This is a genomic window from Nocardiopsis sp. CC223A (assembly GCF_030766825.1).
Classification (GTDB): Bacteria; Actinomycetota; Actinomycetes; order Streptosporangiales; family Streptosporangiaceae; genus Nocardiopsis.
In genome coordinates this window covers 1-11,304 of sequence record NZ_JASFDV010000134.1, presented here as the reverse complement: position 1 = coordinate 11,304, position 11,304 = coordinate 1, and the positions used below count along the sequence as shown (strand labels likewise).

The 11,304-nt window shown below is 75.0% G+C and carries 13 protein-coding genes; 5 read left to right on the top strand and 8 right to left on the bottom strand.

The genetic code is table 11. The features are described 5' to 3' along the window. Window positions 1-11 precede the first annotated feature (11 nt). Entirely contained in the window at window positions 12-1,028 is a 1,017-nt protein-coding gene (locus QJS33_RS30280; protein WP_306371497.1) for a S9 family peptidase, read from the bottom strand. Between the two features lie 50 nt (window positions 1,029-1,078). Between QJS33_RS30280 and QJS33_RS30275 the strand changes: the two genes are divergently transcribed. Together QJS33_RS30275 and QJS33_RS30270 are read left to right on the top strand one after the other, a co-directional pair. Continuing rightward, window positions 1,079-1,684, top strand: coding sequence for a GNAT family N-acetyltransferase (locus tag QJS33_RS30275; protein WP_306371496.1), 606 nt, complete (start codon window positions 1,079-1,081; stop codon window positions 1,682-1,684). Next, window positions 1,681-2,514, top strand: a complete 834-nt coding sequence (locus tag QJS33_RS30270) for a PaaX family transcriptional regulator C-terminal domain-containing protein (RefSeq protein ID WP_306371495.1) — start codon at window positions 1,681-1,683, stop codon at window positions 2,512-2,514. The genes QJS33_RS30275 and QJS33_RS30270 overlap by 4 nt, the downstream gene beginning before the upstream one ends. Before the next feature lie 58 nt (window positions 2,515-2,572). Here QJS33_RS30270 and QJS33_RS30265 read toward each other — a convergent pair whose 3' ends face one another. The 4 genes from QJS33_RS30265 to QJS33_RS30250 form a co-directional block, all read right to left on the bottom strand. Then, the gene (locus QJS33_RS30265) at window positions 2,573-3,343 is read right to left on the bottom strand and encodes an isocitrate lyase/phosphoenolpyruvate mutase family protein (RefSeq protein ID WP_306371494.1); all 771 of its coding nucleotides are present in this window, start codon (window positions 3,341-3,343) and stop codon (window positions 2,573-2,575) included. Between the two features lie 91 nt (window positions 3,344-3,434). Continuing rightward, complete coding sequence (locus QJS33_RS30260) at window positions 3,435-3,698, bottom strand: hypothetical protein (RefSeq protein ID WP_306371493.1); 264 nt, start codon at window positions 3,696-3,698, stop codon at window positions 3,435-3,437. Then, window positions 3,695-4,099 carry a hypothetical protein gene (locus QJS33_RS30255; protein WP_306371492.1) on the bottom strand — a complete coding sequence of 135 codons (405 nt, stop codon included), beginning with the start codon at window positions 4,097-4,099 and terminating at the stop codon, window positions 3,695-3,697. Before QJS33_RS30255 ends, QJS33_RS30260 begins: the two co-directional genes overlap by 4 nt. After that, window positions 4,096-4,248 (bottom strand): hypothetical protein, encoded by a 153-nt coding sequence (locus QJS33_RS30250; RefSeq protein ID WP_306371491.1) that lies wholly within the window; start codon window positions 4,246-4,248, stop codon window positions 4,096-4,098. The genes QJS33_RS30255 and QJS33_RS30250 overlap by 4 nt, the downstream gene beginning before the upstream one ends. 299 nt (window positions 4,249-4,547) lie before the next feature. Between QJS33_RS30250 and QJS33_RS30245 the strand changes: the two genes are divergently transcribed. Then, window positions 4,548-4,823, top strand: coding sequence for a BON domain-containing protein (locus QJS33_RS30245; RefSeq protein WP_306371490.1), 276 nt, complete (start codon window positions 4,548-4,550; stop codon window positions 4,821-4,823). A gap of 29 nt (window positions 4,824-4,852) precedes the next feature. On the opposite strand, the gene QJS33_RS30240 is transcribed toward QJS33_RS30245, so the two are convergent. The 3 genes from QJS33_RS30240 to gndA all read right to left on the bottom strand — a co-directional run bounded on the left by QJS33_RS30240 (window position 4,853) and on the right by gndA (window position 8,517). Then, window positions 4,853-6,382 carry a carboxylesterase/lipase family protein gene (locus QJS33_RS30240; protein ID WP_306371489.1) on the bottom strand — a complete coding sequence of 510 codons (1,530 nt, stop codon included), beginning with the start codon at window positions 6,380-6,382 and terminating at the stop codon, window positions 4,853-4,855. A gap of 9 nt (window positions 6,383-6,391) precedes the next feature. Then, a complete protein-coding gene (locus QJS33_RS30235) occupies window positions 6,392-6,985 on the bottom strand; it encodes a TetR/AcrR family transcriptional regulator (protein WP_306371488.1) in 594 nt (197 codons plus the stop codon). Window positions 6,986-7,077: 92 nt separating this feature from the next. Then, a complete protein-coding gene (gndA, locus tag QJS33_RS30230; protein WP_306371487.1) occupies window positions 7,078-8,517 on the bottom strand; it encodes an NADP-dependent phosphogluconate dehydrogenase in 1,440 nt (479 codons plus the stop codon). 318 nt (window positions 8,518-8,835) lie between these two features. On the opposite strand from gndA, the gene QJS33_RS30225 reads away from it, so the two are divergent. Then, window positions 8,836-9,807, top strand: a complete 972-nt coding sequence (locus QJS33_RS30225; RefSeq protein WP_306371486.1) for an aldo/keto reductase — start codon at window positions 8,836-8,838, stop codon at window positions 9,805-9,807. Window positions 9,808-9,911: 104 nt separating this feature from the next. After that, on the top strand, window positions 9,912-11,304 hold a 1,393-nt coding region (locus tag QJS33_RS30220), incomplete at its 3' end, for a dihydroxyacetone kinase subunit DhaK (protein ID WP_306371485.1).

Genomic DNA, 11,304 nt, shown 5'->3' with positions numbered 1-11,304 from the left:
GCCGCGCGCGCTCACGACCGCACCCGGCCGAGGAAGGACCGGTAGGCGTCCAGGGTGCCGGGGGCGAACAGCGCGCGGGGCCACAGGACGGCGGTCGCGACCCCCAGGAGGGCGGACTCCTCCATCGCGGGGCGGGCCAGGGAGTGGGCGGCGTCGAACCGTTCGACGCGCAGGTCCGGTCCGAGCAGGCGGGTGTAGACGCGCGCGGTCTCGTCGACGTCGACGTTGAGGTCGTGATCGCCGAGCATGAGCAGTACGGGGATGCCCCGTTCGGACAGGGCCCGCAGGTCGGCGGTGGCGTCGGCACGGAAGTTGAGCCGGGCGAAGTCCCAGCGCGCCGGGTCCATGGGCCGGGGGTCCGTGGTACCCGCACGATAGGTCCGGTAGTCGGCGCCGGCCGCCAGGAGTTCCCTGGTGCGGTCGCTGTCCGCCACCGCGCGGTCCCGTTCGGCCGGGTCGGCGCCGACGCGGTCGAGCTCGGCCAGCAGGTGGAAGCGGCCCTGGCGCAGCCAGTTGACGGCCGGGGAGACCGCGACGACGAAGTCGACGTCGTCGCGTTCCGCGGCGACCTTGGGCAGCACCCATCCGGCCTGGCTGGCGCCCCAGAGGCCGAGCGGGCCGGGCGGGGTGCCGGGCTGCTCGGCGAGCCAGTCGATCACGGCCGACACCTCGGCGGCCCGGTCGTCCATGTCCTGGTCGAGCCAGTCGCCGCTGGAGCCGCCGACACCCGGCTTGCTCCAGGAGACCGTGGTGTACCCGGCGTCGGCGGCGGCCTCCCACCAGGGCCGGTAGAGGCCGTCGTGGGTGGCGTCGACGGGCCCGTCGCCGTGGACGAACAGCACCGTTCCGCGCGGTTCGCCGGTGTCCGGGGAGGCGATGACCGCTTCGACGGTGCCTCCGGGCACGGGGATGTCCACCGTCGTCTCGGTGAGCCGGTAGCCGTTGCCCGCGAGGGCGGTGCACACGCCGATCAGGAGCAGGGCGGACAGGAGCAGGGCGGTGGCTCCGGCGGCCCTGCGCCGATCCATTGAATGTTTCGATCTATTCACGTTCGTAGATTACATGATACTTTTGATCCATGGACATGGCAGTGGAGATACGCACGGGGTTCGACGAGGCCGAGCGCACCCGGGTCGGCGAACTGTACTGGACGGCCTTCCGGCGCAAACTCGGTCCCGCGTTCGCCGACGACGTGACGGGCCGGGAGTTCATCACCGCCGCGATGCGCCCCGACCGCCTGCTCACGGCACGGGTCGGCGGCGAGGTCCTGGGCGTGTGCGGCCTCCAGTACGGCGCACGGGGCGCGTTCGACCCCGCGTGGCCCGACACCCGCCGACGCCTGGGACCGGTGGCCACCGCACGGCTCCTCCTGGTCCTGGGCGTCCTGGCACGCCGTCCGGAACCGGATACGCTCGTGCTCGACGGGATCTGCGTCTCCCCCGAGCACCGGGGGGCGGGCATCGGCTCGCGCCTGCTGGCGGCCTGCACCGACCATGCCCGGCGGCACGGCCTGCGCAGCGTCCGACTGACGGTCGTGGACACCAACCCCCGGGCCGAGGCCCTGTACCGGCGGGTCGGGTTCACAACGGTGGACTCCGGTTCCATGGGGGTCCTGCGCGGGATCTACGGGTTCGACGGCTACACCACCCTGCGGCGCGGGGTCACCGGAAGGGGCGACACATGACCGGGGACATCGCACCGCGCACCGTCATCGAGGCGTGGCTGCCCATGGCCGGCGCGGTGGGGCTCGACCTCGTCCTGGACTCCGCGAACGCCGCGGGCCTGGAGGACCGGCCGGTGCGGCTGGCACTGCGCCGCATGGTCGCCGCCGGTGAGGTCGTCCAGACCGGGCGCGGGCGCCGCGGGTCCGTGGCGCTCACCGAGGCCGGCCGCTCCCGGCTGGCACGGGACCGCGCCGGCCTCGTGCTCGCACAGGCCCAGGACGAGGGCCGCGCGCCCTGGGACGGGGTGTGGCGGTTGACGGCGGTCAGCCTGCCGGAGGCGGAGCGCGCCCGGCGCGACCTCCTGCGGCGCCGCCTCACCGAACTGGGCGCGGCCCCCGTGTCCACGGGCCTGTACCTGAGCCCGCACCCCCTGGAGGGGCTGCTCGACGCCGCCGGGGAGGCCCTCGTCCGCGCCGAGGCCGCCCGGGTGGACGTACGCGGCACCACCGACCCGCGCGAGGTGGTCGAACTGCTGTGGCCTGCGGCCCCCGTCGTCGACGGGTACCGGGCCCTGGAGGAGGTCGTCGGCCGGGTCGCGGAGGTGGCCCACCGTGTGGCGGCCGAGCAGGTGACGACGCTGCAACTGCGCGTCGCGGACGCCGTGGAGGAGGCGATGAGGCACGACCCCCTCATCCCGCCGGAGCTGCGACCGGCGCCCTGGCCGCCCGCCCGGATCCGGGAGGAGTGGCGTTCGGTCTGGCGGACCCTGGCCTCCCGCGCCCCCGGCGGAGGCGTCTACCAGGGGTGGCCGGGGTTCCGGGCCGGGGACGCCCGGGACCCGGATCGGTGACCGCGGGCACCGCGCCCGCGGGGCGCGCGGACGCCCTCACCGCCCGCGTCCGGCCGGGCTACTCCCCCGGCGGGACCTCCCCGGTGAGGGCCTGCACGTCGCCGTAGGAGACGGCCTCGGGCAGCGGCCGCCCGTCGCGGACGGCCAGTGCGGTGTCCACGGCGCGGCCGAGGGCGGCCCGGTAGAGCAGGGAGCCGGTGCTGACCCGGGCCACGCCCAGCTCGCCCAGTCGGCGGAGGTCGAGCCCGGGGGCGGCCAGGACGTTCAGGGGCAGGGCGATCTCGACGGCGACGGCCTCGATGGCGCCGGGGTCCGCGAGGCCGGGCGCGAACACGCCGTCCGCGCCCGCCTCGGCGTAGGCGGCGAGCCGCGCGAGCGTGGTGTCGAGGTCGGTGCCGCCGAGCCAGTGGACGTCGGTGCGGGCGTTGACGAAGACGGCGGGGACGGCCGCCTTGATCGCGGTGATCTTGCGGCTGGCCACCTCGGGGGCGATCAGTTCCCCGCGGGTGCTGTCCTCGATGTTCACGCCGTCGACGCCCAGTCCGGCGACGAACTCGGCGACGGCGGCCGGGTCGTCGGAGAAACCGTCCTCGATGTCGACGGTCAGGTACCGGCCCAGTCCCGCGCCGACCAGGTCGCGGGCGAGGCGGGCGGTGGCCTCCCCGGCACTGCGGGAGGCGTCGGCCAGGCCGTGGGAGGCGGCGACGCCCAGGCTGGTGGTGCCGACCGCGGGGAAGCCCTCCCGGGCGAGCAGCCGGGCCGAGGCGACGTCCCAGGCGTTGGGCAGCACGAACGGTCGGCCGGGCCGGTGGAGATCTGCGAACGTCACGGGGCGCGCACCTCTCTGCGGGTGGTTCCTGCTGCGGTACCGACCATGCTAGACCTCCGGGCCGGTGCTCCCGGGCACCGCCGCCGGGCGTTCAGGAATCGGGGGTGCGCCCCCACTCCGGGCCGCGGCCCCCGGTACGTCCGGCCAGGTGGTCGGTCATCGCGGCCAGGGCGGCGTCCAGAGGAACCAGGGCGTCGCGGCGGAAGATCCCGAGCTGCCCGCCGCAGACCAGGCGGACCTCGTCGGCGCCCGAACAGGTGTCGTGCAGGTGCAGGAGGGTGCCGTCGGCGTCGCGCCCGGACCGGGCCACGCGCAGCCGCTCGGCGAGGCGATCCCACTCCGCGCGGTCGGTCATCGGGGCTCCCGGAGTGCGAGGGGGAAGAGTTCGGAGTAGCGGGCGTACACGGCGTCGAGGCCGTGGTCGCGGTGGAAGTCCAGGAAGGCGTTCAGGGCCTCGAACAGCACCTCGACCGCGACGGCGTCGACGGCTGGGTCATCGAACGGGGGCAGGACCGCACGCCTGTCGGGCTCGTCGGGGAAGGCACGCCACAGCACCAGGGCCTGCCAGGTCAGGTTGCTCCCGAACCCGAGGTCGGCGGCGAGCCACTCACGGAAGCCCGTCAGCGGCCCTCCGGGTGTCGAGACGTCGTATCCGACGAGGAAGGCGACGGCTTCCCCGAAGGAGGGACCGAATCCGAACGCCCCGGGGTGGTCCCTGACGGCGTCGAAGAGCGTACGGGGGTCGGCGAGGGTCATAGGGCTTCTCCGTGGTGAGGGCCTCTCCGCCAACGGCCGAAGCCGGGACGCCACCAGAACAGCTCGGTGAGGTCGGCGGGCCAGGGCACGCGGGGGTCGGCGCCGATCCGCGCCGCCAGGTCCCGCAGGCCCTCTCCGAAGTCGCTCACCGGCCCACCGGCGCCGGCGCCGTCGGGGTCTTCGGGGGCATGGGCGCGCTCGCTTTCGCTCGGGGGGTTGCAGCGTACCGCCGGAGGTCGGGGACCGACGAGGGCCGACCGAAAGGGGTGGCGCGGCAGGGCCGAATCCCGGGGCCGGTCGGGCACCGGGCGGGGACGAAACACCCCAGAAACCCACGAAGCTCCGCCCCCGGCGGGGCGCGGCGGGTGGACTCCTGGCTCCGGCCGCCGGTGACCAGGAGTATGTCCGAAGCAGGGCGGACGCCCGCGAGGAGAGGAAGGGGACCGCGATGGCCGGTGCCACACAAAGCGCGCTTTCGGACCGACTCATCGGCGCCAAGATCCGCGGGGATCTGGCCGAACGCCTGGGCCTGCCCGAGGAGGCGATCGCGGTCGAGAGCACCGGCGGCCGGGTGACCCTGTCCTCGGTCCTGCCGGTCACCGAGGACCAGCGGCGCGAGGCGATCGCGATCGCCGCCGCCACCCACGGGGTGACGGGCGTGTCCGCCGAGGGCCTGGACGTGGAGCGGACCCTGCGGCGGCGTTCCGCCACCGGCGCCGAGTAGCCCTGCGGCGACGGCACCGGGACCGGTTCCTACCCGTTCCGCACCAGGGGCAGGGGCGCGAAGACGTGGTCCTGCCACAGGCGGCGGGAGACCTCCTCGGGGTAGGCCTCGGTGCTCGGTTCCGTGTCCAGCAGGTGGGTCAGGCGCCGCTCGGTGTCGTAGGCGGGCCAGCCCGGGTCACCGGTGGTGGCGAAATCCGTCCAGGCCCGCCGCATGTGGGCCGACAGGGCCTCGGCCTTCGGGGCGTCGCCGGGGCCGAAGAGCATCTGGCCCAGACCCGCGTCGTAGACGCCGAACAGCAGCGGCACGTCCAGTCCGTGGCAGGCGCCCAGGATGCCGCCGTTGCCCGGCGCGGACCAGGTGAGCTCGAACATGTGGGCCCGGCCGCCGCCGCGGACCTGCGCCTCGGCCAGGTGCAGCGAGGGCATGCGGAAGAGCCAGTCGGACTGGACGAGCTCGAACAGTCGCTCGGGGGCGGCGTCGGGGTAGGCCGCACGGTAGGCGCGCTCTCCGTCCGCGCCCGGGCCGAAGGCGCGCAGCGCCTCGGCCGCCTGAGCGTCGTCGATCCGTCCGAGCCGCCCCGCCATGGCGACGAAGAGCCGGAACTCGTCCCGGGTGTGGCCGACGATCAGGTCCACGTCCAGCCCGGCGCCGTCGGCCAGCGCCTGCCACGGTGTGACGGGCAGGACGTCGCCGTCCACGACCGGTGAGAACGGCGTCGGGGTGAGCGCGACCGCGCCCCACCGGTCCTGGCGGTCGCGCATCGCGAGGCCGACCGCCGCCCCGGCGGCGGGGAGCACGCGCGGGGCCACCCCCGACAGGTCGGCCACGGTGGGGCGCAGGCCCAGCTCCCCGGCGATGGCGGCGGTGATGTCCCCGGCGAGTTCGGGGGTGAAGAAGGTGCCCGGCAGGCTCTGGGCGACGGCGCGGTGGAAGAGCCCCCGGGCCGCGGGCGCCGCCAGCAGGGAGGCGACCGCCCCCGCGCCGGCCGACTCGCCGACGACGGTGACCCGGGCGGGGTCGCCGCCGAAGGCCGCGATGTTGTCGCGCACCCATTCCAGGGCCGCGATCTGGTCGAGCACGCCGCGGTTGGCCGGGGCGCCGTCGATCCGGGCGAAGCCCTCGATGCCGACGCGGTGGTTGAAGGTGACCGCGACGACGCCGCCGTCACGGGCGATGCGGTGGGGGTCGTAACCGGGGTCGTCGGAGGAACCGAACTTGTAGGCGCCGCCGTAGATCCACACGATCACCGGGCGGGCGGCGGCCGGGTCGGCGTCGGGGGTCCAGACGTTGACGGTGAGCCAGTCGCCGTCGGTTCCGTCGTCGGCGGGCGCGGTGCCCTCGGGCGCGGGCATCTCCTGGGGCGGCGGGGGACCGAACGAGAACGCCTCGCGGACCCCGTCCCAGGCGCGCACGGGCCTGGGCGCCATGAACCGGTCGGGTCCCACGGGGGGTTCGGCGAAGGGGATGCCGCGGAAGACGGCAAGGCCGTTCTCGTGGCGGCCGCGGACCCGGCCGGTGTCGGTCACGGCCTCGGCTCGGGGTTCGGCTGCGGTCATGGGGACTCCCTAAGGTGGGGTGGGCAGGGCGTCGGAGCCGGTCAGGACCGGCACCATCCGTCCGAGCCGGGCGGCGAACGCCTCGGCGTCGAGGGGGTCGGGGCTCTCGACCAGCCAGGTGTTGATCGACGCGGCCCATCCGCCGACGACGAACCGGGTCAGGTCCTCGGCCAGCTCGGGGGAGGCCGTACCCGCCGTCATCCGGTCGACCATGAGCCGGCTGAACGGGGAGAGCAGGTCACTGAGCGCCGCGGTGAGCGCGTAGCCGCAGGGGCCGGTGACCATCGCCCGGTAGAAGGCCCGGTACCGCGCGAAGTGCTCGGTCGCCGCCAGGAGCCGGCCGGGGCCGGTGACGTCGGCCGGACCCGGAGCGGCACCCTTTACCAGGTCACGCCGGGCGAGGTCGAGCGCGGCCTCCAGCAGCAGGGTGTCGCGGTCGCCGAATTGCAGATAGACGAGTTGGCGGCTCACGTCGGCGGCTCGGGCGAGGTCGGACACCGCGATGGCGGTGGTGCCGCGCTCGGTCACCAGGTCCACGGCGGCGCGCATGAGCGCCGCCCGCGAGCGCCGCACCCTGCGGTCGGTCTTGCGGTCGCTCTCCACGCGAATAAATTAACACATGTCAAAAAACACACAAGTGACAAAAAAGGTGGGACCGCGTGCCGCGGTCCCACCCGTGCGGGCGAGGGGTCCCCTCAGGCCTCGACCTCGGAGCGGTCGCCGCCCCAGAGGGTGTGGAAGACCCCCTCGCGGTCGGTGCGGCGGTAGGTGTGCGCACCGAAGTAGTCCCGCTGCCCCTGGGTGAGCGCGGCGGGCAGCCGGTCCGCGCGCATCCCGTCGTAGTACGCCAGCGCCGCCGCGAACCCCGGCACCGGCACCCCCTCGGCGACGGCGGCGGTCACGACGGACCGCCAGTCGTCCTGGGCCTGGCCGATCTCCCGTGCGAACTCCGCGTCCGACAGCAGCGACACCAGGTCCGGGTCGGCCTCGTAGGCGGCGGTGATCCGGTCCAGGAAGGCGGCCCGGATGATGCACCCCGCCCGCCAGATCCGGGCCACCGCGCCCGCGTCGATCCCCCAGCCGTACTCCGCGCTCGCGGCGGCGATCTGGTGGAACCCCTGCGTGTACGACACGATCTTGGACGCGTACAGCGCCTGCTCCACCCGGTCGGCGAACGCCGCGGCCTCGCCCGGCGGCAGCGGCTCGGCCGACGGCCCCGGCAACCCGCGGGAGGCGGCCCGCAGGTCGGCGTGCCCCGACAGCGACCGGGCGAACACCGCCTCGGCGATACCCGACACCGGGACGCCCAGGTCCAAGGCGATCTGCACCGTCCAGCGCCCGGTGCCCTTCTGCTCGGCCCGGTCCTGGACCACGTCCACGAACGGCTTCCCGGTGGCGGCGTCCACGTGGGACAGCACCTCGGCGGTGATCTCGATGAGGTAGGAGTCCAGGCGGCCGGTGTTCCACCGCCGGAACACGTCGGCGATCTGCGCCGGGGTGTACCCCGCGATGTCGCGCAGCAGCTGGTAGGCCTCGCCGATGAGCTGCATGTCGGCGTACTCGATGCCGTTGTGCACCATCTTGACGAAGTGCCCGGCCCCGTCGGGGCCGACGTGGGTGACGCAGGGGGCGCCGTCGTCGGCCTTGGCGGCGATCCTCTCCAGCATCGGGCCCAGGGACGCGTAGGACTCCGCGGACCCGCCGGGCATGATGCTGGGCCCGTTCAGGGCGCCCTCCTCGCCGCCGGAGACCCCGGTGCCGACGAAGTGGATGCCGCGTTCGCGCAGTTCGCGTTCGCGGCGCCGGGTGCCGGCGAAGTGGGCGTTGCCGCCGTCGACGATCATGTCGCCGGGTTCCAGCAGCGGGGCGAACTCGGCGATCACGGCGTCGGTGGGCTCGCCCGCCTTGACCATGACGACCAGGCGGCGCGGTCGCTCCAGGGCCGCCACGAACTCCTCGGCGGTCTCCGTCGCGACGAAGTCGCCCTCGTCGCCGAACTCCTCCACGAGGGCGCGGGTGCGCGCCGCCGTCCGGTTGTGCACGGCCACCGTGTACCCGTTGCGGGCGAAGTTGCGTGCGAGGTTGCGCCCCATGACCGCGAGGCCGGTGACACCGATCTGAGCCGTAGTGCCCATGTTCGTCCGCTCCTGGACCGAGAATCCGAATCCTCTCGGCGGATCGCCGCCCGGCGGGCCGTGGCGCGATCCGCCCCTACCCCTGGGACCCTACAAGCGCCGATCGCCGCGGCGCGGTGTCCACGCGCCGGAAAGCCCGGTGTGAAAGGCCACCCCGGTCGCCGGAATCCCGGCGGGCGCGGCGGCGTTCGCCGCCGGGTCCGGGGCGGCGGGCCGCCCTCGTGGCGATCGGCGCCGGTATCGCGCAGGATGGGTGACCGGTGCGGGTGGACCGCCGCCCGCACGGCACCGCCCGCAGACCGTTCGGAAGGCTCCCTCTTGACCGCGACTCCACGGACCGCACCGCCCCTGCGCATCGGCCTGGGCCTGGCCGCCGTCGGGCGGCCCGGCTACATCAACCTGGGCCGGGACACGGACCTGCCCGCCGTGCGCTCGCCCGAGGCGCTGCGGGAACGGGCGTTCGCCCTGATGGACGCCGCCTACGACCGCGGCGTGCGCTACTTCGACGTCGCCCGCTCCTACGGTCTGGCCGAGGAGTTCCTGGCCGGGTGGCTGGCGGCCCGGCCCCGGGTCACGGACGCGGTGGTCGGCAGCAAGTGGGGCTACACCTACACCGCCGGCTGGCGCACCGACGCCGACGTCCACGAGGTCAAGGACCACGGCGTCGGCGAGTACCGCCGCCAGCTCGCCGAGACCCGCGCCCTGCTCGGCGGCAGGCTCGGCGTCTACCAGATCCATTCGGTGACCCCCGAGAGCCCCGCGCTGGGCGACACCGAGCTGCACGGGGAGCTGGCCCGGCTGGCCGCCGAGGGGGTCACCGTCGGCCTGTCCACCAGCGGTCCCCGCCAGGCGGAGACCATCCGGGCGGCGCTGGAGGTCACGGTGGGCGGACGGCCCCTCTTCGGCAGCGTGCAGAGCACCTACAACCTGTTGGAGCGCTCCGCGGGCGAGGCCCTGGCACAGGCGCACGCGCAGGGCCGCACGGTGATCGTCAAGGAGGCCATGGCCAACGGCCGCCTGGCCGGGCGCCGTCCGGCACCGGAAATGGACCCGGTGGCGGAGATCGCCCGGGAAACGGGTACGACGAGTGACGCCGTCGCGATGGCGGCCGTCATCGCCGAGCCCTGGGCCGACATCGTGCTCTCTGGGGCCGCCACCGTCGACCAGCTCACCGCCAACCTCCGCGCCGCCGACATCGACCTGGACCCCGGGCAGCGGGACCGGCTCGCCGGCCTGGCCGAGCCCGCCGACGCCTACTGGGCGCGGCGGTCCCGGCTGGCCTGGCACTGAGCCCGCGCACCGACCGCTCGACCCGCCGACCGCCCACCGACCAATCGGCCCACTGACAGCACGCCGATGACCCGTCCCATGTACCGACGAACGGAGCACCGACGATGACCCACTTCCTGCCGTCCGCCGACCCGGTCGCGACCGCCGCGCGCGGGCTCGCCCTGGCCCACCCCGGCCTCGTCGAGGTCCACGAGGACCCCCTGTTCCTACGCGCCAAGACCAGCGCGCCGGGCCGCACCGTCGCCCTGGTGTCGGGCGGCGGCTCCGGCCACGAACCGCTGCACACCGGCCTGCTCGGACCCGGCGGCCTGGACGCGGTCTGCCCGGGCGCGGTCTTCGCCTCCCCGCACAACCGGCAGATCCACGCGGCCTGCACGGCCGTCGCCAAGGACGGCGGGGTCCTGCTCATCGTGAAGAACTACACCGGCGACGTCATCAACTTCGGGATCGCCGCCGAGCGCCTGCGCCACGAGGGGATCCCGGTCGCCACCGTCCTGGTCGACGACGACCTGGCCACCGACGGCGAGGACTCCGCGACCGGTCGCCGCGGCACCGCGGCGACCGTCGTGCTGGAGAAGCTGCTCGGCGCCCGCGCCGACCAGGGCGCCGGGCTCGACGAACTCGCCGACCTGGGCGCGCGGATCGTGGCGCGCTCGCGCAGCATCGCGGTGGCCGCCCGGGCGCAGACCTCCCCGGCGACCGGGGAGCCGGCCTTCGCGCTGGACGCCGGGACCCTGGAGTACGGGGTGGGGATCCACGGCGAGCGCGGCACCGGCACCGTCGAGCGCCTGCCCGTCGAGAAGCTGGTGGAACGCATGGCCGACGACCTGCTCGCGGCGCTGCCCGGCGGACAGGAGCGGGTGCTGGCGCTGGTCAACGGCCTGGGCGCCACGACCGGCCTGGAGCTGCACGCCATCGGCTCGCTGCTGTACGACGCACTCGTCGCGCGCGGTGTCGAACCCCTGGCGGTGGTGCCCGGGACCTTCACCGCGGCCCTGGACATGTCCGGGTTCTCCCTCACCCTGACCCGGATGGAGCCGGAGTGGACCGGGTTGTGGACGGCGGTCGCCGACACCCCGCTGGTGCTCCCCGCCCGCACCCTGACGGCGGACGGCGCGGCCGGGGCCGTCGTGCGGTCCGCGGTGGGTGCCGCGCCGGACGGCGCCGCCGACCCGTCGGGCCGGGCCGTGCTGGACCGCTTCGCGGAGGCCGTGGCGGAGTCGCGCGACGACCTCACCGCGCTCGACCAGCTCGTCGGGGACGGGGACTTCGGCGACAACCTCCTGGGCGGGGTGCGCCGGGCGCAGGCCCTGGACGGGGCTGCGGGTGGCGGTGTGCAGGCGCTGGCCCGGGCGTTCCTCGACGACGTGGGCGGCACCAGCGGCCCGCTCTTCGGGCTCCTGTTCCAGCAGCTCACGGCGGTGTCCTGGCCGGAGGCGGGAGCGCCCGACGCCCGGTCGGCGGCCGAGGCCGCGGCGGCGGGCCTGGCCGCCGTCC

Coding starts and splice junctions, on each gene's coding strand:
- QJS33_RS30280 (WP_306371497.1), bottom strand. CDS start 1,028: ATGGATCGGCGCAGGGCCGCCGGAGCCACCGCCCTGCTCCTGTCCGCC.
- QJS33_RS30275 (WP_306371496.1), top strand. CDS start 1,079: ATGGACATGGCAGTGGAGATACGCACGGGGTTCGACGAGGCCGAGCGC.
- QJS33_RS30270 (WP_306371495.1), top strand. CDS start 1,681: ATGACCGGGGACATCGCACCGCGCACCGTCATCGAGGCGTGGCTGCCC.
- QJS33_RS30260 (WP_306371493.1), bottom strand. CDS start 3,698: ATGACCGACCGCGCGGAGTGGGATCGCCTCGCCGAGCGGCTGCGCGTG.
- QJS33_RS30255 (WP_306371492.1), bottom strand. CDS start 4,099: ATGACCCTCGCCGACCCCCGTACGCTCTTCGACGCCGTCAGGGACCAC.
- QJS33_RS30245 (WP_306371490.1), top strand. CDS start 4,548: ATGGCCGGTGCCACACAAAGCGCGCTTTCGGACCGACTCATCGGCGCC.
- QJS33_RS30240 (WP_306371489.1), bottom strand. CDS start 6,382: ATGACCGCAGCCGAACCCCGAGCCGAGGCCGTGACCGACACCGGCCGG.
- gndA (WP_306371487.1), bottom strand. CDS start 8,517: ATGGGCACTACGGCTCAGATCGGTGTCACCGGCCTCGCGGTCATGGGG.